The sequence below is a fragment of the Daejeonella sp. genome (assembly GCF_030684675.1).
Taxonomy (GTDB): Bacteria; Bacteroidota; Bacteroidia; order Sphingobacteriales; family Sphingobacteriaceae; genus Daejeonella.
The window spans coordinates 1-21,713 of record NZ_JAUXXZ010000043.1 but is presented as its reverse complement, the minus strand read 5'-3'; the positions used below and the strand labels follow the sequence as shown (position 1 = coordinate 21,713).

Here is a 21,713-nt window from a genome sequence, read left to right as displayed (position 1 = left end):
AAGCCTCCCGGAGATAATCCGGGAGGCAATAAACCTATAAAAAAATTACACTCTTTTAGACTTGATACGAGCAGCCTTACCGGTAAGTTCACGTAGGTAGAACAATTTCGCTCTGCGAACTTTTCCATGACTGTTTACGTCAATTTTATCAATGTTAGGGGAATTAACAGGGAAGATACGCTCTACACCCACTCCGTTTGACATTTTACGCACGGTAAAAGTCTCATTCACACCCACACTATTACGCTGGATAACAACACCCTGATAGATCTGGATACGTTCTTTATTTCCTTCGCGAATTTTATAGTGAACACTAACTGTATCACCAGCTTTGAATGCAGGAACTTGCTTTTTAACTGCTACCTGCTCTTCAACAAATTTTACTAAATCCATGATTTTAAGCTCTTAATTCGATTTTTAGCCCGTAAAAATCGGAGTGCAATATTAGGAAAATAAATTGAATATCACAAGTCGATTAGAAATTTTGTTTTAAGAATTGGATCAAAAGCTATTGCCATTTGAATCAGGGACGGAAAAATAAAACGTCGTCCCTGCCCCAAGAGCACTTCTTGCCCAAAGCTTCCCTCCGTACTGTTTCAGGATTTCATAGCAGAGCATCAGGCCAATGCCTGTTCCCTTTTCATTCATAGTACCCGGATCCGTCTTGCCGGTGAACCGGAAGATTTCTTCCAGCTTATCACTGGAAACCCCTATCCCCTTGTCAGTAACCGCTACCTCCAGATTACCATTATTATGATACGCTTTAATGTGTATATTTTGCCTTTTGTGGCTGTACTTTATGCCATTGATCAACAGGTTTCGCACAATAAACCGGTATAAATTCACGTGTATTAATGATTTAAGATCCTCTTCCGTTTGATCCAATATTGATATGTCTTTTTCACTGGTAAAATATTCCACTGACTGGATTATGTCTGAGTTTATCCTTTTCATCAGAACGAAATCATACTGGTCATCCAGTCCATTCAGCCGTATTTTAGCCCAACTCAGTAAATCCTGCATTAAATTTCGCGAAGATTGTATATGTGTCTGTACCGAATCAAAAAAAACCGTGTATTCTTCATCATCAAGTCTTTTACCCTTTAAGACAGAAAGTAGCATGGCCAAACTATCCATGGGCGTTTTGACATCATGTGCAATCATCTCTAGCAAGCGGAGATGCAGGCGATTATAATTTTCCGGTTCTGATATTTCACTCATTATTCAAATCTGATATTCATCAAGTAATTGTCTTATTGGTTTATAAGCAAGATGGAAATTATCAAGTTCGCCTGAACTTAACCCAAATATTTTTTCAAGCAGCACAACTTTTTGATGAGGTATGTCTTTATCTTCATTGCATTTGATATTACGATAATTGGAAAAAGTATTGGCTGAAACACCAATGGCCTCTGGTATAACTTTCAACGTTTTCCGATAGTCTTTCATTGGCATATTGGCCAATATTTCATTGATTCGGTATTTAAACATAAGCCACTAATTCTGTATTAGAATCCAATATTTTGTATATTTTTACTAAAATATTGTAAACTAATTTACGAAATTTTTTAGTAATTATTACAAATAAAAGTAGTGTTTTATTCCTGATATTATTATGTATTTAAAAGAAATTGTCAATAAAATGCTTAAGGAGCGCAATCGTTCGTTAAGCTGGCTGGCAATGGAAATGGGAAAAACATTCGACGGATTGAAACTAGGCCTTACCAGGGGCTCAATAAAATACACAGATTTGAAACGGATGGCTAATATATTAGATATTCCCGTTTCCGAATTTTTTGAAGAAAGTTCAGATAATGAAGGATGGATCCCAAAGAATACGCTTGGGGAGGAAGATGCTCACTATATAAGTATGAAAAATGAGCTGAACTCCTGTAAAGAGTTGATAAACACTCTTAAAAGTCAGCTGAAAGACAAGGAGAAGATTATTGAATTGCTGGGCAAGGCTAAACAGATCTGAGACCAGTGACGTTTCTGAAATTTTCTCTCCCCGGAAAATGTATAATACTAAATTCAATCCAGCAAATCAGGCCGGCGCTTTTTAGTGCGCTCCAGAGCCTGCTCATGCCTCCACTCATTTATAGCTGCCTCATGTCCGCTTAACAGAATATCGGGCACCTTATACCCCTGCCAGTCGGACGGACGGGTATAGACCGGTGCGTCAAGCAACTCTCCCTGAAAAGAATCGGATAAAGCCGATGTTTCGTCGTTCAATACACCTGGCAATAACCTTACAATGCTGTCCACTAAAACCGCAGCAGGCAATTCACCTCCCGAAAGAACATAATCTCCGATCGAGATTTCCCTGGTCACAAAAATATCCCTGATCCTCTGGTCGATGCCCTTATAATGACCTGCCAGAATAATCACATTTTTTTTATCTGAAAGTTCATTGGCCATACTTTGATTGAGCGTCTCACCATCAGGTGTCATAAAAATGATCTCATCATAATCACGTTCTGATCTCAGCTTCTCAATGCAGTTTGCAAAGGGCTCAATACTCATCACCATTCCGCTGCCACCACCATACTGGTAATCGTCAACCGACTTTTGCTTGTTGTTTGAATAATCACGAAGATTATGTACATGAATCTCGGCAAGTCCCTTTTTTTGAGCCCTCTGTAAAATAGAATGGGCAAAAGGACTTTCAAGCAGGTTGGGCAATACGGTAATGATATCGAAACGCATGATGCAAAGATAGGAAGGAGATCTGAGATATGAGATGTGGACTGGATGGGGTTGGATACAAATATTAAACCGTATCAAATTGAGCCTGTGTCATTGCTGCAATGGCACGACAGCTGTCATTGCGAGGAGGCACGACGAAGCAATCCTACCAAATTTAGAGTATTAGTAAGGAGATTGCTTCACTACCTTCGCAATGACAAAACGCTGTACGGACTACCCGGACAATAGTAATTAAATGGTATTTTGATTCCGGATGTCATTCCGGCAAGCCTGTCTGCCCAGTTGGTGAGCTTTCTCCGAAATGAATTACATAGAGCTTTTGATCAAAAATCTTTGGCTCTAAGTTCATTTCTTCATCTTATTTATCCAGATCAGCGTGCCCGTTACCGGCAGACTTGTAGCAATTAAACATGCCAGAAAATAAATAATCTTCGAGAACTTCCCATAAACATCACCCACATGTAAGGCCTTTATGGAACTTGAAACCCGCTCATTAAATGGTTTTTCTGAAAATATCTCTGATTTAATCAGTGCTGAAGAATATTGGTCAAGATAGACCTTATCTGCTGCTACAGGAGCAAAAAATCCTGTTTTTGTTTTATTTACCAGCACAGCATCTGCCGGGTCGGCTGGAATGCTGATAGTCAGATCACCCTGATAATCAAGAACATTATTAGCTGATTTGATATAATCTGTAAGCAACACAGATTTTGCTCCATTCTTGGCTGTAATATTTGATTTCGGGCTTTCAGGTTTCGGAGCATCTTCAGACTGGTAGGTTCCCAGCGACTTCCTCAGGCCGGTTCTATACCATTCAAAAGACCATTGAGGGCCTGAGATACCCATCAGGAACAAAAATATGCAGCTGTAAAAACCAAGGCTGTTATGAATATCATGATTCACCCGTTTCCAGTTTGCATTCCATTTTATTTTCAGACCCTGTTTCCAGTTTCTGATTTTTTGAGGAAACCAGATTATGAAACCTGTTATAACTCCCAGGGTAAATAATAGTGTTGCGGTTCCACTGATATAGCTGCCCAACTTCCGGTTCGGCAATTCTCCTAAAAGCGGTTCTTCTATCCTGTCAAGTAATAACCAGCGATATAAACTGAACATTACTTGCATAAATTCAGAAACAGCGTTTTTATCAGCGCTACTCCCCAGTATCTTTCCTGAATGGGGGTCTACCATATACTGAACTCCCCGGGAAGGAGGTCCTGGTTTTTCAGCAGCTCCAGCTCCGGCTTTTCCCTTAGCTCTTTCGGGGACTGAGCCCTTAACTGCTTCATCTCCCTTTTCACCCTTTTTCTCTCCCGCCTTAGATTCTTCCTCTTTTCTGACAGTCAGCACATAACTTCTTTCAGGATCAGCCGGAATCTTAATACTAATTACCTTAACACCGGTTTCACGACCTACAGCCGCGATCAGTTCTTCTGCTGATAGCCTTTCGGCATCTGCAGCATGGCTGACCTTATAAAGTTCGGGACTGGATAACTCTCTGATTTCTGTGTTAAACACGTAGATAAGAAAGTGGATTTCAAAATTTATTTAGAACAATTCTAATTAAGTCAATGCAGAAGACCAAATAGAATTATATAATGCTGCAAAACCCTTTATGAATTAGTCAGGAACTGTAAGAAATCCTCTTGATCAGATTTATTAACAAATATTTTTAAGAGCTTGTTAATGAATATGCCACCTGGCTGGAAGATTGGGCCTATTTGCAGTCTGAAGGATAAAGAAAAAACAATAAAATACAATAAAAAACGAGTTGACATTGAATTCGGGGCGAAGTAAAGACTAGACCGAAAATTTACTTAGCTGCCTGCATTCCGCTCTTCAGAATCTCCTGATACACCCTGTCCAGCACCTGCGCCCTGATATTCACTTTCGAAACCCCGTAAGTCTTTCCGTCATCCGGATATACCCGGTTTGTTAGGCAGATATACACCAGCTTATAAACCGGATCGACCCATACATAAGTCCCCGTATAACCGCTGTGCCCAAATGCCTTCTCAGAAGGATAGCCTTTATTGGCATTCAGCTCCTTTTCTGTTACCCGCGCAAAGCCATATCCCCGCTCGCTGACCTTTGACTGCCGGGAGGTAAACAGATCGACCGTATTGGTCTCAAAGTATTTCTTTCCCCCATACGTTCCTTTATTCAGCAGCATCTGAAAGTAGATGGCAAGGTCATTGGCGTTTGAAAATAATCCGGCATGGCCTTCCACTCCGCCTGCCATAGCCGCACCGGGATCATTGACATATCCCTGTACCAGCATATTCCTGAACCAGTTATCATTTTCTGTGGTTGGCACAATCCTCGACCTGTCGAAACGGTTCCTCGGAAGATAGCCTGTTGATCGCATACCCAGTGGAGTGTAGAACTCCTTCGATACATAATCGTTGAGCCTGGTATGAGTGACCTGCTCAGCAACTTCTTTCAGCATATACATGCTCACATCACTGTAAACAAATTTACCCCTCGTTGCGCCCGATGATCTTAAGGTAACCGGCCACATTACTTCATTGAAATAATTGGCTCTCAGGAAATAATTATCGGCTACTTTGATAGGATGGGCGAATGATGAATCCCTGCTCATCTCACCCGGCTTTAATAACTCGAAGAACTTAATATAGGGTGTGTATCCTGCTTCGTGAAGAAGAGCTTCCTTAATTTTGATATCGCTCTTATCCGGAATCGTACGTGTCAAAGCAACATATCTGCTGATCGGATCTTCCAGGCTGATCATCTTTTTATCGTACAGACGCATAATAGCGGGTGTTGTGGCACTCACCTTGGTAACCGATGCCATATCAAAAATATCATCTGCTTTGGTTGAAGAAGTTCCATTGTAAGTATGCGAGCCATAGGCTTTATTAAAGATCACTTTCCCGTCTTTCGCTACCAGTATGACTACTGCGGGGGCTGAATGGGCCAAGATACCGGCATATACAATCGAATCAATCCCCCTTGCAAAATTGCTGTTCAATGAAACTGCTTCAGGTACTGAATATCCCAGGCGGATCTTGTGCGTGGTGTACCCAAAGTCTTTCTTAAAATGATGACCATAGCCCTTATCAAGCTTCTTTTTTGCAGACACTCCTCCGAACAACAACTGGGCTGATAGTGAAGCCGCAGTGGCACTTTCAAGCCTGTTCCATATAATGGCTGATCTGAACTTAGCCAGGCGATCCAGGTTCTTCCCGTTTCCGCTCAAAATGATGATACTTTTTGTCTGGCTCTCCACATCTGTAATAAATGACAGAAGCTCCTTACTAAAGTTAGTTTCTGCCGAAAGGTCAAAAATTATGAGATTATGAAGTTTTAACCGGTCATGTAAGCGGTTAAAACCTTCGTCTGTGTGGATACTATCCGCATAAATCCCCTCAACGGTCCAGTACTTATTGGCAATACTGTCAGAAACTGCCGCATGTTGATTGCCAAAATGCAGGAATGCGATTTTAAGACCTTCCAGACTCTTCAATGGAATTATTCCTGAGCTATTCCGCAGAACAACAGCATGCTGTTCCGCCTCCCTGTTCTCAGCAAAGCGGTTTAGTTCCTTAATATTCTGCGAAAAAGCAGCGCACTGAATAAATATGAAAAGCAGGCCTACTATTTTTCTCATCGTTTAAAATTAAAATAGGGGAACAATTGCTCCCCTATTTCCTTCAAATTATATTGCCGGATCGGCTGGCGTATTCTTGTTATTGATCCTTTCCTGATCAGGGTAGGGATAAAAGATTCTGTTCCGCTCTGAATTATCAGCAGGCGGCACCGGGCGTACGAAGCGCCTGGTATCATCCCATTTCAAACCGCTCAGATAAAGTTCCGCGCAACGTTGTTTGTAAACTTCCAGCAGAAGTGCATCCTTTGTTACTGCTCCCGAATAAGCAGGAAGGCCTGCATTTACCCCAAATGGGTCACCAGAAACCTGAGTCCTTACCTCGTTAATCAAGGCTAATGCCGTAGCAAGTGGGCCATCGGTTCTTAAAGTTGCCTCCGCTTTGATCAGTTTGATCTCATCTGTAAGATAAACAGGGATCGAAGTGGTTTGTGCTGCAGCAAAACCTGTCAGGGTTACCACCGGATCTGTATTAATAACATCTCTTGGTGTTGTAAAATAAAAGGCCAAACGTTTGTCAGCAGCTTCAAATAAACCAGCCGGAAGTCCGAAGTTCTCTCTTGGACGATAAGATTTGGTCACATTATAAATTGTGTACAATGGATTAGGGCTCAAAGTCGTGTAGGTATAGCTTGATTTCTTGCTCAGGTCTACAAGATTAGCGCTTGCAAGCGCTTTTGCATTATTCCCCGCCATCAGATTTATACGGGCCTGATAAGCATAAAGCGTATTTCTCAGGTCGAAATCTGTACCGCTGACTAAACTTGTGAATGATGCAGACGGCGCAGTAGTATTAATGCCTGCCACACCAAGGTCAAGAAGTCTTAAAGCTTCCGCAAATACCTGAGCTCTCGGAACAAACTGAACAGGTTCTGTTGTACTGCTATTGAGATTAGCGTGTTCAAAAGTTGTAGCAAGAGACGTTAAAGCCATTGCTTTGAACAGGTAAGCCTGAGCCATGATACCGCTAAGCAAACCAGGTTCAATTCCACCAACATTGGGGGCCTTACTGATAATACTTTCACACATACTCATCTGGCGCTGCATGGCAGACCAGTAACCTAATATGATACCATTTGCCGTTGGTAAAGTAGTACCGCCTGCTTCCAGCTCCAGTGTATTTGTGAAAGTAGCAATGCCTTTCATTTCACGGGCTGTAACTGTGGGCGCAAGCATAACGCTGCTTAAGCCATTTGTGGAGTAATTTTGCCTTAACCCGATACTTAAAGCAATGATCCCTTCTCTGGTATTCAATACCTGTTCATCAGTCGCTGAGTTGGGGTTTGTCTGATCCAGTTCACAGGATGAAACGAGCAACAGAAAGACAGGCAGGAGACATTTATATATGATATTTGTTTTCATAATGCTAATTTTGAATAATTAAAAAGTGTAATTTAAACCCAAAGCAATAGTTCTGGGGATTGGCACCTCAACAAAGTCGAAGCCACGCACTGCAGTACTCTGCCCGGCTGCGTTGGTTTCCGGATCCCAGCCTTTATATTTATCAATCGATGCCAGGTTTCTGCCTGAAACAGTTACACGTAAAGGATTGTTATTAAGAAATTTCAATTTTAGATTATAGGTAGCTGCCAGCTCACGGAATTTAAGATAAGATCCGTCTTCAATCCAGTTTTCCATAATACTAAATACAGCTGCGGATGTTCCTTTTGGAACTTCTCCTCTCAGCTCTTTTTCATAGCCCTTAAGGCCCCCATAAATATCCCTGTCACCCACACGTCTTGTGAAGTTGAACACATCATTACCATAGGAAGCATCCCATTGCATCCTTAATGAAAAGTTCTTGCCAATCGAGAACTCATTCGTGAATGATCCGGTCCATTCCGGATTTGGATCTCCGATAACCTGCGGCTTATTTGATCCGGTAGGTTGTCCGGCAGTAGTACGGCCTACTTTTTCTGTCTGCGGGAAACCTGTGGCAGTAAGAATGAGATTCCCTGAAGCGTCACGGGCAAAAGCAGTAGCATAAAATGCACCTAATGCATACCCGTTTACAGCGGCAACCTGTCCAAATCCACCCGGAAAGGTTACTACACCACCCGGAATATCAGTAACTCTGTTCTTTACCTTGGAGAATATGAGCGTTGAGTTCCATTTGAAATTGCTGCTTTGAACAGGAACACCCCTCAGCAAAATCTCAAATCCTTTATTTGTCATGTTTCCGATGTTCTGAAACTGGGTTGAATAACCTGAAGACGGCCTTAAAGTTACAGGCAGAAGCAAGTCTTCTACTGCTTTATCATAAAAGGAAATTTCAAGTCCTAAGCGGTTTTTAAGGAAACTTGCATCCAGGCCGATCTCTTTCTCAGTCTGACGTTCCGGCTTAATGTCGGGGTTTCCATATTGGGTTGGTGAAACAACACCGGGAAGGCCACCCAAAGATACTGATCCGTAATTACTGAAACGATCGTAAGCGCCAATAGCCGTTAAGTTACCAGACTGGCCATAGGAAGCCCTTAATTTTAAGCTTGGGATCGCGGAAGCTAAGGAAGAATTTTTCCAGAAGCCTTCTTCAGATAAAATATAGGTACCACTTACTTTAGGATAAAGTTGCCATCTGTTAGCTTCACCAAATGAAGAAGAAACGTCATTCCTGATCGCTCCTGTTAAGTAGATCTTACTTCTGAACCCAAAAGTTTGCTGAGCATAAAATCCTAAAATATTGATTGTGGATTTTATATCACTCGTTGTGATTGATGCACCGCTGGATGCCGCCTGACTAACAGGACTAAGCTGGGTGCCCGTGATTGTGTTTAAGTTAACACGCTCTGTCTGTGCTGTTGCTCCAACTGATGTAGTTGATTCAATTTGAGATCCAAGTTTAGCACGATAAGCCACATTTACATCATTATTAAGCAGCAGGTTTAGCCTGTCACCCTTTCTGGCGAAACCGGAATTATTCGTAGGTGTGGTGTTACCTATTGGAATATACGCTGTTGCAAGCTGGGTAGAATTATCAAATCCTAATGTATAATTGATTGACAGGTTGCTGATTGGTTCAATATTTAATTGAATATCACCAATAAAACGACTTGTTTGCTGATTGAAATCAAAACGGTTAACTGCTTCCAGCGGATTGGTCCTTAACAAACCGGTTGGGGCAAGAGAAGGGTAAACACCGCTTGCCGCATTAGGGTACGGGTTTATGAAGTTATTACCGAAAATAAATCCGGTTAAAGCACCGTAAGCTGAGCTGATACCCCCATTCGGTATTTCGGCGCTTCCACTGAAGGAATAACTGGCACCCATGCTCAACTTGATCTTATCATTAAACCTCTGATCCAGTCTTAAGCGGGTTGTAGCCCTTTTGAAATCAGTATTCTTAATAATTCCCTGATTACCTAAAAAACCGCCACTAACATAGTATTGCGTTTTATCGGTACCGCCCGAAACAGATATATTGCTCTCAGAACCATAGGCTGTCTTGAAAACAAGATCCTGAAGGTCATAACGGGTTACAGGCACCTGGCTTAAATCTGAAGCGGTTGTGTTTGTAAAACGGAATGGATATTCATTCGTTTCAAGTTTTTTCCTCAACTCATTAACACGAAACTGAGTAGAGAAACTAACCACAGGTTTTCCGGATTTGCCTTTTTTGGTAAAGATCTGTACAACCCCATTACTTGCCCGGGATCCGTAAATTGCAGCTCCTGCTGCTCCCTTGATGATCTCAATACGATCGATATCTGCAGGATTAATATCTACAAGCCGGTTTTGAGTGTACCCTCCAAGGTCAAGAAGCTCTGATGAACTATTATTCACAATAACACCATCCACAATATACAGCGGATCACTCGATCCGGATATCGTACTGTTACCACGGAGGCGCACACTGATACCGCCCGCAGGGTTACCTGAATTCTGGGAGATCTGAGCACCCGATACTTTTCCGGCTAAAGCCTGGTCGATCGAGGTAGCAGCTCCACCTTCAAGTTCCTTTGCAGATACTGTCGAAATGGCATTTCCCAATTGCTTTTTGCTCGTTGCAACCGAAGTACCTGTAACAACTACTTCATCCAGGCTAAGCGCGTCTTCAGAAAGCTCAACATTTAATGTGGTGCTGCTCTGATTTAATAGGACGGTTCTTGTAATGGATTTATAACCCGTATAACTGATAAGAATAGGGTAACTGCCTTCGTTCACATCCAGGACCAGGTTGTAGGCCCCGTTAATATCGGTTGACGTTCCCTGATTAGTTCCTGTTAATTTTACTACAGCTCCCGGAAGGGGTTCCTTATTTCGGGCATCGGTGATTACACCCTTGAGGGTATACCTCGAATTTTGTGCCACGGCTATCTGGCCATAACACATCATTGCCAGCACAGCAAAAAGATACCGGCGGTCTACAAACGTTTGTAACACTTTTTTCATATTGATTATTATTTAATTGGTTAGTAAAATTCTCTTTCATTATTCAGGGAAACTGATCTTGCCCATCGATATGGATGGCACTCCAGGATGATCACCATAGGAGGTTTTTCCTCCGGCCACAGCTTCATTAGCCAGGACGGCGAACAGCACCGCTTCTTTTGCGTCAGGATCAATACCCAAATCTGAGGTCAGTTTCAGCTTTCGGCCAAAATATTCTTCCACGTACTTAACGAGAAGAGGATTATACATCCCACCTCCACTTAAATAGATCTCAAAGGAGCCATTTCCTGAAACACATTCAGAAATTGCCAGAATGATCCCCCTGGCAGAAAAAGCCGCCAGTGTGGCCATAATATCTTCGTTTGAACTGTTTTCCAGGCCGCATTTCAAAAGTGCCTTGTTCAGGTAGCTTAAACTAAAAAGCTCCGGTCCAGTGGTTTTAGGGTATCCCGCTTTATAAAAGGGATGATCAAGAAGGGCTTTCAACAGGCTTTCATTTACCTTTCCTGCAGAAGCTATTTCCGCGTTTTTATCGTAATATTTACCGGTGTATTTCAACTGAATAAACTGATCCATCAGGGTATTCCCCGGACCAACATCAGAAGAAAAAAAGCCGGTTGAATGTCCTGAGGGTAGAAAAGTAAAATTTGCTATGCCACCAATGTTTAACATAATCCTGTTTTCATCAGGGCTGGAGAATAAAAGATAATCACCATACACTGCCAATGGAGCACCTTCAGCACCAACTGCCACATGCTTCTGCCTGAAATCACTAATTGTAATTATTCCGGTTTTCACAGCAAGGTGATCGCCGTCTCCGATCTGAAGGGTAGCATTTGAATATCTGGCGATCCCATGCTGATGCCTGGGAGCATGATAAATGGTTTGTCCGTGGCTGGCAATAAGGTCGATCTCTGAAGCGGAAATACCCCAATCCTTTAAGCATTCCAGAACCAGTTCAGCATAATAGCTGCCAATAAAATCATTTAGTAGGGTTATCTGTTCGAGGTTTGCTATTTTCTTAGCGAATACAGCTTTGAGGTCTTCTTTGAAGTCGGGCGTATATTCTTTAGTAGTAAATTTCCTAACCCTTACAAGGGTATTCAGGCCGCTTCCGTGGAATTCACACCAAGCGATATCCAATCCATCAAAGGAGGTCCCCGACATTAATCCAATAATATTCCTTACAGGTTTATTGGCGATCTTATATAGTGCCTCAATATTATCGTTCATGTCAAAAAACTGTCTTTTACCTATCTAAAATAGAAAATGACAATACAAACCCTGTCAATATGAGTTCAAAAGTAACTCACTTAAATTTAATAAACAAAAAATAACTATATCTGCATTTTTTAAAAAATACTGTATTAGGAATTTGTTCTGCGAAACGAATGAGAAAAAAATTTACTTTGGCCAAAACCCCGTTTATCTATTTAATAACGCTGTTGGTATAATATTAACATCATTTAACATTTTACCCTGAACATTTATAATAAAAAATATCCATTTTCGGGTATAGTTATTTGCTTATCAAGCAATTAACTTGCGGTACTAATATTATGGGATAAGAAGCAAATAAGTGCTCCCGAAGGCTTTCATGGGTCCTTAATTGTAAACTTTTAAAATTAATCCAGATCCAATATGAAGCTAGTGGTTCTTGCCTCACTCATACTACTCCTTAGTTCAATCACCTTGTTTGCTCAAAATAATTATTCAATAAAAGGTAGCGCCCTGGATACCGCATCAGGTACTGGCCTTCAAAATGCAAGCATCATAGTGTTAAATTCTAAAGATTCTACCCTGGTCAGATTTACCAGGGCCGATGCAAACGGGGGTTTTTCAATGAATAATCTGAGGGAAGGAAACTTCATTTTGCTGCTGACCTATCCTGATTTTGCCGATTATGTGGAAACCTTTTCGCTGAGTTCAGACAAGCCCTTAAAAGATTTTGGGAAATTAAAAATGATACTGAAAGCAAGGCTGCTGGAAGAGGTAATCGTAAAAGGCACAGCAGCGCAAATGACAATAAAAGGCGATACAACTGAATTTAATGCCGCTGCCTTTAATATAGAAGCTAATTCAAAAGTTGAAGATCTGCTCAAACAACTGCCCGGCATACAGGTAGATAAAGACGGGAAAATAACCGCTCATGGACAGGCGGTAAACAAAGTTCTGGTAGATGGTGAGGAATTCTTTGGGGATGACCCAACCCTGGTTACCAAGAATATACGGGGTGATATGGTGGATAAAGTGCAGCTCTACGACAAAAAAAGTGATCAGGCTACTTTTACCGGTATTGATGATGGAGAACGCACTAAAACAATCAATATCAAATTAAAGGAAGATAAAAAGCAAGGTTATTTTGGAAAAATAGATGCCGGAGCAGGCAATGATGAATTTTACCAGGGTCAGGGGATGTTCAACTACTTTAAAAGCAAGAAGAAGTTTTCTGCCTATGGCACCCTCTCGAATACGGCTAAAACTGGTTTAGGCTGGGAGGATAATTCTAAATACAGCGCTTCATCGAATGTTCAGGTAACTGATGGCGGAATTATGTTTACCAGTGGGGATGATTCGGGGCTTGAATCATTTAATGGACAATATAATGGAGAAGGAATTCCGCTTACACGAAACGGAGGTATGCACTATGACGCCAAATGGAAAGAGGATAAATATTCTATAAACATGAACTATAAAGCAGGTTCAATAGGCGTAACTGGAGATAAAAACTCATTAAATCAGAACAACTTACCTACAGGCATTATCAACACCAATACTGATCAGACCATTGATAATTTTATGTTCAGGCAAAAACTCGATGGAACATTCCTGGTTAAGCTGGACACCACCTCAGATCTGAAAATTATAGTAGACGGCACATTGAAAAACAGTGAAAGCAATAGCAATTATTTTACTTCGAGTTTAAGAGGCAATGGTGTTTCACTTAATGGTAGCAAACGAAGTCTTAGCAATAATGGGGATCAGAGGATTTTTAATGCAAGTGCTTTATGGACCAAAAAACTAAAGAAGAAGGGACGGACTATCTCCCTGACTCTTGGCCAAAAATTTGATGAAGATAATGCAAATGGCTTTCTGAATTCTGAAAACAGTTTCTATAATACACTTGGATTAATTGACAGCATCCGCTTTATTGACCAGTATAAGACCAACAAGACCAGAAACTCAGGCTTTAATTCGAATCTGGCTTATACTGAGCCTCTCTCCAAGACCTTTTCAGTCATTCTCAATTATGGTTTAAATCTGGGTAACAGTATCGCAGAACGGGAATCCTTTAATAAATCAGTAACCGGAAAATATGATGTTTTAGATAATGAATTCAGTAATGACTTCGAGCTCGATCAGACCTCTAATCAGACGGGTGCAATTTTCAACTACAGGAAAGATAAGAACGTGATCAATTTCGGAACACGTTTAAATGCGGTTGATTTTAAACAAACCGACAGATATACCGGTAAAATTTATAAAAGAGATTTTCTTAACTGGTTGCCTCAGGCATCTTTCAGGCATAATTTTTCAAAACAGAAGTCTTTTGAGATCAGGTATGATGGAAACACAACCCAGCCAAATTTAAACCAGATTCAACCAATCAAAGTCAATAATGACCCATTAAATATCATTTTAGGCAACCCTGAACTGAAGCCCTCTTTCAGAAGCAGTTTGAACCTATCGTATTATTCTTACAAAGTCCTCACTGATAAATCAATCTATTTCAGAGGATATTACTCTACCACACATAATGCCATTGTCAACAATACCCTTACTGATGCTGCCGGAAAGAGCACCTTCCAATCAATTAACCTGACAGATAAAAATCCGGCTAATTTCTCCTTTTATGGTGATTATGGTCAGAAAATCCCGGGGACAGAGCTTAGAATTGGACTTAATTTCAATACCTATTTCAATACCTATTTCAACATGATTAATAGTGTGCTAAATGAAACACGATCAAACAGCTACAGCACCCGAATATCAGTTTCAAGATATAAACAGAAGAAAATTGAGCTTTACTGGTCTTTTGGTCCTGAATATATAACCAATGAATCTTCCTTGCAAAAGCAGATCAACAATAACGGCTGGGGGGCAAATTCCTGGTTCGAATTATCGCTTTATCTGCCTAATAAGTTTAAAATTCAATCCCATGCAAATTACAAGTATCAGGAAAAGACTCAGACCTTTGCTGAAGACTTTAACCGCCTGATCTGGAATACAACGCTAACCAGAAGCTTCATGAAAGAAGAGAGCCTCAAACTATCGCTTACAGCCAATGATCTTTTGAATCAAAATACCGGTTTTAACAGGATGGCAACAAGTAATATGATTAGCCAGAATAGCTTTACAACCATTAAAAGATATTTTATGCTTTCTCTTTCATACGACCTGAATCATATGGGTGGAGCACAGCCAAAAAAATAAGCTTATGAAACGTACAATCTTGTTTTTCACCCTTTTACAGCTCATTTTATTATTTAACCCCATTTTTGCCCAGCATGCCCGCTTTGCGACAGAAGGAATCATTGAGTTTGAAAAAAGTGTGAATATGCATGCCCAGATCAAAAAGTATATCAATAAGGATAATGAGGCCTACTATATACCTGCATTTGAGCAATACAAAAAGACAAAACCCCAATTCAGGGTGTTAAAAAGTACATTGACATTCAGCAAAGATAAAACCTTATTCAGCCCGGCTCCTGCCGATGAATCAGACCGCGGCTGGTTCAGTGATATTCCTGCAACAACCCAGAACAATATTATTTATACAGATCTTTCAACAAATACCAGTATAGTCCAGAAGACTGTCTTTGAAGAAACTTTCCTTGTCAGAGACAGTACCCGCAAGATCAACTGGAAGATTACTTCAGAAACACGCGATATTGCCGGTTACTCATGCCGGAGGGCGAACGCCATCATCATGGACTCGATCTATGTAGTCGCATTTTATACCGATGAAATTCCTGTATCAGGAGGTCCTGAATCTTTTACAGGCTTACCGGGAATGATCCTTGGCGTTGCCCTGCCTCATGAGAACATGAGCTGGTTTGCGAAGCTGGTAACAGATAAGTCCTTGCCATCCGGCTCGTTGATCGCACCCAAAAAAGGAAAAGCCACAGACAACAAAGGTTTGCTGGACACTCTGATGAAGGTTATGAAAAATTGGGGAACTTACGCCCAGCACTCTTTAAAATCCTTCATGATGTAAGCATTCATGCAAAGAATCAATCGATATAAAGATCAATACTCAAGCCGGAGCAAAAAAGTCGGACTATTGATCATACTAAGCCTGCTTTTTTTTAGCGGACTAAGTCAGGCTCAAAATCCCTCTCATACTGAATTAAGCCAGCTGGTTGATTCAGTAAAAACCTTTTACGAAAGCCATGCCATTGAAAAACTCTACCTGCAACTTAACAAACCCGAATATCTTAGTGGTGATACGATCTGGTTCAAAGCTTATCTTCTTGATGCCATACTACATAAAAATACTCAAAAAAGTGGTTTAATGTACATTGAGATTGCTTCCGACAGCAATAAAGTAGTCAGCCGCATCATGGTTCCACTTTTGAATGGTATTAGCTGGGGCAATATTGCATTGGGAAGTAAGGAATTTCCGGAAGGATCCTATACCCTGAGAGCTTATACAAACTGGATGAGAAATTTTGGAGAAGAACATGTATTCATCCAGCACTTCAGGATAAGTTCAGCCACAAACCAAAGCTGGCTGGTTAATTCGAACATGAAAATTTCTAAAGTGAACGGAAAAGACAACATAAATTTATTTATGCAATTCCGGGATCTGAAAGGTACTGCAATGGGCTTGCGCAACATGCAATTCAGATTAACTAATGGAAAAAGAACCATGTTAAAAGAGGAAAAGGAAAGTTCCCTTTATGGGGAAGTGGAGCTGAGTTTTGAACTTCCTGAAAAGACTGGCGCAGAGAGCATACGCCTTATTGCTGAAAATCAGCATAAAAATGAAATTAGTACAAAACTTCTTATTCCACTTCCAATCAGGCGTCCCGAAAATACAGATCTTCAATTCATGCCCGAAGGTGGACATCTTGTATCAGGTCATTTGACAAATATTGCATTCAAAGCGATATCTGAGGATGGAAAAGGAGCTGATATTTCAGGGCTGATCCTCGACCAAAATCAAAACCAACTAACTTCCTTTAGTTCCTCATACAAAGGAATGGGAAAGTTCAGGCTGATGCCCCGAAAAGGTGAATCCTACACGGCAAGAATCAAACTTCCCGATGGTACTACCAAAGACTATCTTTTACCTCTTATAAAAGATTTCGGCACTACATTAAAAGTTATCAATCGCAGAGAGAGTGATTCGCTTGAAGTTCAGATCTTATACAGCTCAGATCCGCAATTTAGCGAAGGCCATTCCTATATTACAGCACAGACAAACGGAATGCCATATTATGGTGCTGCTGTGATACTGAAAAATGGTTTGAACCGAATCATGATTGATAAAAACCATTTCCCTTCTGGTATTTGCCGGATTTCTCTGTTAAATGGCAAACGCAATCCATTAAACGAACGCCCGGTTTTTATTAATCATCAGGAGGAACTCAGAATAAAACTAATCAGCGATAAAACTTTTTATAAATCAAGAGACAGTATTTCATTGGCATTACTCGTTCAGGATAAACAAGGCAGGCCCGTTCAGGGAAGCTTTTCACTTTCGGTGACGGATGATAACCAAGTAAAACATGATAGCTTAAGAGAAAATAATATATTGAGTGCTTTTCTCCTTGATGCGGACCTCAAAGGGAATATTGAAGCCCCCGGATATTATTTTCTTTCAGATCAGAAGGATAAAGCATGGGCTGACCTGGATAATCTCCTTCTAACCCAGGGTTGGACAGGCTTTAGCTGGCCCGAGACACTTAACCAGCAAAAACCATTGCTGTTTCGTGCTGAAAGTGAATTCAGTATCAGTGGTACAGTAACAAATATTTTTAACAAACCTGTTGCAAACAGCGAAGTCCTGCTGCTTTCAAAAAAGCCTTTTCTGTTTATGGACACCCTCAGCAATAAAGAAGGGAGGTTTACATTCAGGGATTTCCCGCTGGCGGATACTGCGGTTTACATGATCCAATCGAGAAACAAAAGAGGCAAAAGTTTCAATGTAGGTATTGAAGTCGACGAGTTTATACCCCCTGTCTTCGCAGCTTCAAGCGAACCATATATACCATGGTATATCAACACTGATACGCTTTTTATTAAAAGTACCCGGAATACCGTTCATGAACAACACCGCTGGGATGCTCCGGCCGGAGTAAATGTGCTCGAAGAGGTAGTGGTTACCGCAAAGAAGTTCATCAAAGATTCACGAAACAGAAATGGCCCGGGTAATGCCGACTACATTCTGGATGAGCAGGATATGCTGAAAGCGAAGAAGAAAACCTTGTATGAAATGCTTGAAGAACGTTTCCCTGGGTTCAGAAGTGGCAAGGGTTTGTCTGTTAAAGATTTTAACTCAACAGACACGATGAGATACGTCCTGATGCAATCTTATGTAAACCTTGTTATTGACGGGGTAAATATCAGCTCGATCGGAGCGACTGAGGAGATTTATATGGATTATCTTACTGCAGAAGATATAACAGGAATAGAAATCCTAAAAACACCAAAATATGCATCGGTTTATGATCCCAGTATCGCAAGCAAAATGAGAGGCTGTATGAGATGTCCCCCGCCACCAATATTTCTTGAAATCACAACCCGTTCAGGTAATGGAGCGTTTTTGAAAAAAACACCCGGGGTTTATTTATACAAACCTATTCCTTACAGTTTTCCTGCGGAGTTTTACCGGCCCAAATATCCGCTGAAAAAAATTGAAAGCATTGCCGACCTTCGCTCAGCCATTCACTGGGAACCAAATATCATCACAGATGCTGAAGGTAAAGCAACGATTTCCTTTTACGCCGCGGATTTACCCGGATATTATTCAATTGTTCTGGAAGGAACGGATATGAATGGGGGAATAGGAATGGGGAGAAAAAAGATAGAAGTAAGGAAGTGATATTTATGCGTTCAAATACAGCTCAATCAGCCCCTCAGGAAGGTCTACTTTAAGAATACCATTCTCCTCATCGATCTCCACAATCAGGTCATCATTCAGAGGAAACATGATCTCTTTAAATTTATAGGGAACAACGGCAACGAATTGCTGGGGATACTCATGAATTTCGATGATCTCACCCAATTCTCCGGCGGTTTCATCATGCACAATAAACCCCTTAAGATCGGTAATAAGAAATTCATCATCTTCCCGCACCGGTTTTAATTTATTTGGCAGATATAGTTTTTTTCGAATCAGAGTTTCTGCCTTTTCGATCGTATCAATATCATCGAAATAAAAATTTCCAGTTTGATTGTTTTGAAGCTTGAAGGAAGAAATGAAAAAGGGAACTAATTTACCATTAATCTCAGCAAAAACTGAGTCAAGAGGTAGTTCTGCAGGATCATCGTACTCAAAATAGATCTGCACTTCACCCTTCAATCCTTTGGTTTTGGTAATATAGCCTATATAAAAACAATCTTCGATCTTCATTGCTGTGAAAACAAAAACGTCATTGCAAATATGTCTTCGGTAAGCTCATAAATGAGTTCATGCCGATTAAACATTTGCAATGACGTTAAATTAAATTTTAAAGCCTAAAAAGCTGATTATGCTTTTTCTTCAGATTCAGGAGCTTCTTCTGCTGCTTCAGGAGCAGGAGTTTCAGCAACTTCTTCTGCAGCAGGTGCTTCTTCAGCAACTGGAGCCTCTTCAACTACTTCTTCAACCGGTGCCTCTTCTGCTACTTCTGCAACCGGTGCTTCTGCAGCTTCTTCTGCTGCTGCTTCCACTTCCGGAGCTTCCGCAGTTTCTTCCGAAACTTCTTCTTCAACTACTTCAGGTGCAGGTGTATTTTTTGCAGTAATTGCAGCGGCCATTTCTTCCTTCTTCTTAGCCTCAGCTGCTAATGCTGCTTTCTTAACTTCATCTTTCGATTTAGTCAGACTTTCTTTCTTACCCTCGATCTTGCCTTCTTTACCTTGTAACCACTCAGCAAACTTTGTTTCTGCCTGTTCTGCAGTTAATGCGCCTTTTTTAACACCACCTTCAAGATGTTTCTTGTACATTACTCCTTTGTAGGAAAGGATAGCACGACAAGTATCTGTAGGCTGAGCTCCTTTGTTTACCCAATCCAATGCCTTATCGAAATTGATTTCGATAGTAGCAGGGTTTGTGTTTGGATTGTAGGAACCTAATCTTTCGATGAATTTACCATCTCTTGGAGCACGGGCGTCTGCTACCACTACGTGATAAAAAGGTTTTCCCTTTTTACCGAATCTTTGCAATCTGATTTTAGTTGCCATTTTTCAATATTTATGTATTCAACATATTCCCGGAGTCTATTCTGCGGGGTTGCAAAGATATTAAAAAAATAACATTTAAAAAATGGAAATCCCTATTTTTGAAGCATGTTTGAAAGAAAACCCCGAATTGCAGTGGATATGGACGAAGTTATTGCCGATCCCCTATCCAAATTTATAAGTCTTTATAACCGTGATTACGGTGTCCCCCTCGATCTTCAAATACTCCCCGGAAACGAAGTTTATCATCATGTTCCTGAACATGCCAAAATGAAATTGTACGAATACATCAATGAAAAGGGCTTTTTTCGTGATCTTGCCGTGCTGCCAGATAGTGTTGAGGTACTGAAACAGCTTCAGGAAAAATATGATATTTTCATTGTTTCGGCTGCCATGGAATTCCCTAATTCCCTGCAGGATAAATATGAGTGGCTAGCAGAGCATTTTCCCTTTATCGGATGGCAAAATATTATCTTCTGCGGACACAAGATCGTTAATGTGGACATCCTCATTGACGACCGCATCAAGAATTTTAAAGATTTTGATGGCCGAAAACTGTTGTTCTCCTCTCCGCATAATTTGTTGTTAACCGATTATGAAAGGGTTAATAATTGGAAGGAAGTCGCGGAGAAATTGTTGTAGGTAGAGGGTTTATTAAATACCGCTTGTTGATAAAATTACACCGGGCTTTTTTTATTGTTTTGTTTAGGGGATTTTAATGATTTGAAAAGCAGGGCCTGTTGCTCTTGGGCTGTTTCAGTCGCGTGCTTCGCAATAGTTTTGGCAATAAGCTTTTGAATAAGATCATATTCATTCTGCCAAAAGCTTATGCTGCGCCCCCGTTTATTTTACTCAGGACAGAATTACTTTGTAAACGGCAGCGGCACAGCGTAAAAGAAGATGGTCTGCAGGTACGGGAATACCGCAAACATGAATAGCAGCAGCATCCGGGCAATCTAAACGGGATCGAAGCGGCAGCCTTTTGCCAGAAATCAAATTTGTTTTATTATCAAATTCTCATGGCAAAAGCTACAGCGCCCGCCCGGCTGAAGCCATTCGGACGGGCAGAGCCCGGCTGCAGATACTCATCATAAATGGCTCTGATTTCCAAAAGATTAGTATACAATTTTATTAATCTCATACTCTGAATTCTCCAATAACAGATTCATAATTTCAATTAGCTTGTTCAGTTTCGGACTTCAGGCCATACAATCTTTGAAACTTATGAATTATTATAAATCCGGGTTAGAAAATGGTCGGCTTTTCGGCGCTAAAGCACCGGTATTTGTTCCGTTCTGGTGGCTGAAGTTTTGGGCTGAAGCCCGGAATGAAAACCGGATCTTTACCCGGAGCTAAAGCACCAGGCTATTCAGCGACACGGCTATCATAGGAACTGGAATTTATTATTCAATCTTGACTCCTTGACAGTCGCTCAATTAGGCCCCAGCTTTAGCTGGGGTCAGTGAGATTGTTAATTTTGGGGCTTCAGCCCAACATTCAGCAATAGGTAAGGACAAATAGATTGGACTTCAGCCCGATGGATAGAACAATATCCCCCTTCTAATTTGTTTTATTATCAAATTCTCATGGCAAAAGCTAC

16 protein-coding genes and 1 pseudogene are annotated in these 21,713 nt (G+C 40.9%); 5 read left to right on the top strand and 12 right to left on the bottom strand.

From position 1 onward, the window contains the following. Nucleotides 1–45: 45 nt before the first annotated feature. From rplS to Q8M41_RS08940, 3 genes are all read right to left on the bottom strand, one after another. On the bottom strand, nucleotides 46–393 hold the full coding sequence (gene rplS, locus Q8M41_RS08950) for a 50S ribosomal protein L19 (protein ID WP_305364917.1): 348 nt from the start codon (nucleotides 391–393) through the stop codon (nucleotides 46–48). A 108-nt stretch (nucleotides 394–501) separates the two neighbouring features. Next, nucleotides 502–1,221, bottom strand: coding sequence for a sensor histidine kinase KdpD (locus Q8M41_RS08945; protein ID WP_305364916.1), 720 nt, complete (start codon nucleotides 1,219–1,221; stop codon nucleotides 502–504). A gap of 3 nt (nucleotides 1,222–1,224) precedes the next feature. Further along, on the bottom strand, nucleotides 1,225–1,491 hold the full coding sequence (locus Q8M41_RS08940; RefSeq protein WP_305364915.1) for a hypothetical protein: 267 nt from the start codon (nucleotides 1,489–1,491) through the stop codon (nucleotides 1,225–1,227). A 124-nt stretch (nucleotides 1,492–1,615) separates the two neighbouring features. On the opposite strand from Q8M41_RS08940, the gene Q8M41_RS08935 reads away from it, so the two are divergent. Then, entirely contained in the window at nucleotides 1,616–1,978 is a 363-nt protein-coding gene (locus tag Q8M41_RS08935; protein ID WP_305364914.1) for a hypothetical protein, read from the top strand. Between the two features lie 53 nt (nucleotides 1,979–2,031). On the opposite strand, the gene trmD is transcribed toward Q8M41_RS08935, so the two are convergent. The 6 genes from trmD to Q8M41_RS08905 form a co-directional block, all read right to left on the bottom strand. Next, on the bottom strand, nucleotides 2,032–2,706 hold the full coding sequence (trmD, locus tag Q8M41_RS08930; RefSeq protein ID WP_305364913.1) for a tRNA (guanosine(37)-N1)-methyltransferase TrmD: 675 nt from the start codon (nucleotides 2,704–2,706) through the stop codon (nucleotides 2,032–2,034). Nucleotides 2,707–3,051: 345 nt separating this feature from the next. Next, entirely contained in the window at nucleotides 3,052–4,224 is a 1,173-nt protein-coding gene (locus Q8M41_RS08925; RefSeq protein ID WP_305364912.1) for a PepSY domain-containing protein, read from the bottom strand. A gap of 295 nt (nucleotides 4,225–4,519) precedes the next feature. After that, nucleotides 4,520–6,337, bottom strand: coding sequence for a serine hydrolase (locus Q8M41_RS08920; protein WP_305364911.1), 1,818 nt, complete (start codon nucleotides 6,335–6,337; stop codon nucleotides 4,520–4,522). A gap of 48 nt (nucleotides 6,338–6,385) precedes the next feature. Beyond that, complete coding sequence (locus tag Q8M41_RS08915) at nucleotides 6,386–7,696, bottom strand: RagB/SusD family nutrient uptake outer membrane protein (protein ID WP_305364910.1); 1,311 nt, start codon at nucleotides 7,694–7,696, stop codon at nucleotides 6,386–6,388. 18 nt (nucleotides 7,697–7,714) lie between these two features. Continuing rightward, complete coding sequence (locus tag Q8M41_RS08910; RefSeq protein WP_305364909.1) at nucleotides 7,715–10,723, bottom strand: SusC/RagA family TonB-linked outer membrane protein; 3,009 nt, start codon at nucleotides 10,721–10,723, stop codon at nucleotides 7,715–7,717. Nucleotides 10,724–10,762: 39 nt separating this feature from the next. After that, nucleotides 10,763–11,956: an anhydro-N-acetylmuramic acid kinase gene (locus tag Q8M41_RS08905; protein ID WP_305364908.1), complete on the bottom strand. Its 1,194-nt coding sequence runs from the start codon at nucleotides 11,954–11,956 to the stop codon at nucleotides 10,763–10,765. A gap of 408 nt (nucleotides 11,957–12,364) precedes the next feature. Here Q8M41_RS08905 and Q8M41_RS08900 point away from each other — a divergent pair, with 408 nt between their 5' ends. Genes Q8M41_RS08900 through Q8M41_RS08890 form a run of 3 tightly spaced genes read left to right on the top strand, consistent with a single transcriptional unit; the run spans nucleotide 12,365 to nucleotide 18,773 of the window. Beyond that, nucleotides 12,365–15,157, top strand: coding sequence for a TonB-dependent receptor (locus Q8M41_RS08900; RefSeq protein WP_305364907.1), 2,793 nt, complete (start codon nucleotides 12,365–12,367; stop codon nucleotides 15,155–15,157). 4 nt (nucleotides 15,158–15,161) lie between these two features. Continuing rightward, nucleotides 15,162–15,941: a GLPGLI family protein gene (locus Q8M41_RS08895; RefSeq protein ID WP_305364906.1), complete on the top strand. Its 780-nt coding sequence runs from the start codon at nucleotides 15,162–15,164 to the stop codon at nucleotides 15,939–15,941. A gap of 6 nt (nucleotides 15,942–15,947) precedes the next feature. Further along, nucleotides 15,948–18,773 carry a carboxypeptidase-like regulatory domain-containing protein gene (locus tag Q8M41_RS08890; RefSeq protein WP_305364905.1) on the top strand — a complete coding sequence of 942 codons (2,826 nt, stop codon included), beginning with the start codon at nucleotides 15,948–15,950 and terminating at the stop codon, nucleotides 18,771–18,773. Between the two features lie 3 nt (nucleotides 18,774–18,776). On the opposite strand, the gene rimM is transcribed toward Q8M41_RS08890, so the two are convergent. Continuing rightward, a complete protein-coding gene (gene rimM / locus Q8M41_RS08885) occupies nucleotides 18,777–19,304 on the bottom strand; it encodes a ribosome maturation factor RimM (RefSeq protein WP_305364904.1) in 528 nt (175 codons plus the stop codon). A 269-nt stretch (nucleotides 19,305–19,573) separates the two neighbouring features. Further along, nucleotides 19,574–20,116, bottom strand: a pseudogene (locus Q8M41_RS08880) (30S ribosomal protein S16); the annotation flags it as partial. 105 nt (nucleotides 20,117–20,221) lie between these two features. Here Q8M41_RS08880 and Q8M41_RS08875 point away from each other — a divergent pair. Continuing rightward, nucleotides 20,222–20,755 (top strand): 5'(3')-deoxyribonucleotidase, encoded by a 534-nt coding sequence (locus Q8M41_RS08875; RefSeq protein ID WP_305364903.1) that lies wholly within the window; start codon nucleotides 20,222–20,224, stop codon nucleotides 20,753–20,755. A 367-nt stretch (nucleotides 20,756–21,122) separates the two neighbouring features. Here Q8M41_RS08875 and Q8M41_RS08870 read toward each other — a convergent pair whose 3' ends face one another. Further along, a complete protein-coding gene (locus Q8M41_RS08870; RefSeq protein ID WP_305364902.1) occupies nucleotides 21,123–21,254 on the bottom strand; it encodes a hypothetical protein in 132 nt (43 codons plus the stop codon). Between the last annotated feature and the right edge of the window lie 459 nt (nucleotides 21,255–21,713).

What these genes read in the sequence shown, in the direction of transcription:
- Q8M41_RS08895 (WP_305364906.1), top strand. Translation starts at nt 15,162, where the DNA reads ATGAAACGTACAATCTTGTTTTTCACCCTTTTACAGCTCATTTTATTA.
- trmD (WP_305364913.1), bottom strand. Translation starts at nt 2,706, where the DNA reads ATGCGTTTCGATATCATTACCGTATTGCCCAACCTGCTTGAAAGTCCT.
- Q8M41_RS08870 (WP_305364902.1), bottom strand. Translation starts at nt 21,254, where the DNA reads ATGAGATTAATAAAATTGTATACTAATCTTTTGGAAATCAGAGCCATT.
- Q8M41_RS08875 (WP_305364903.1), top strand. Translation starts at nt 20,222, where the DNA reads ATGTTTGAAAGAAAACCCCGAATTGCAGTGGATATGGACGAAGTTATT.
- Q8M41_RS08905 (WP_305364908.1), bottom strand. Translation starts at nt 11,956, where the DNA reads ATGAACGATAATATTGAGGCACTATATAAGATCGCCAATAAACCTGTA.
- Q8M41_RS08890 (WP_305364905.1), top strand. Translation starts at nt 15,948, where the DNA reads ATGCAAAGAATCAATCGATATAAAGATCAATACTCAAGCCGGAGCAAA.
- Q8M41_RS08940 (WP_305364915.1), bottom strand. Translation starts at nt 1,491, where the DNA reads ATGTTTAAATACCGAATCAATGAAATATTGGCCAATATGCCAATGAAA.
- Q8M41_RS08920 (WP_305364911.1), bottom strand. Translation starts at nt 6,337, where the DNA reads ATGAGAAAAATAGTAGGCCTGCTTTTCATATTTATTCAGTGCGCTGCT.
- rplS (WP_305364917.1), bottom strand. Translation starts at nt 393, where the DNA reads ATGGATTTAGTAAAATTTGTTGAAGAGCAGGTAGCAGTTAAAAAGCAA.
- Q8M41_RS08915 (WP_305364910.1), bottom strand. Translation starts at nt 7,696, where the DNA reads ATGAAAACAAATATCATATATAAATGTCTCCTGCCTGTCTTTCTGTTG.
- Q8M41_RS08945 (WP_305364916.1), bottom strand. Translation starts at nt 1,221, where the DNA reads ATGAGTGAAATATCAGAACCGGAAAATTATAATCGCCTGCATCTCCGC.
- Q8M41_RS08900 (WP_305364907.1), top strand. Translation starts at nt 12,365, where the DNA reads ATGAAGCTAGTGGTTCTTGCCTCACTCATACTACTCCTTAGTTCAATC.
- rimM (WP_305364904.1), bottom strand. Translation starts at nt 19,304, where the DNA reads ATGAAGATCGAAGATTGTTTTTATATAGGCTATATTACCAAAACCAAA.
- Q8M41_RS08935 (WP_305364914.1), top strand. Translation starts at nt 1,616, where the DNA reads ATGTATTTAAAAGAAATTGTCAATAAAATGCTTAAGGAGCGCAATCGT.
- Q8M41_RS08910 (WP_305364909.1), bottom strand. Translation starts at nt 10,723, where the DNA reads ATGAAAAAAGTGTTACAAACGTTTGTAGACCGCCGGTATCTTTTTGCT.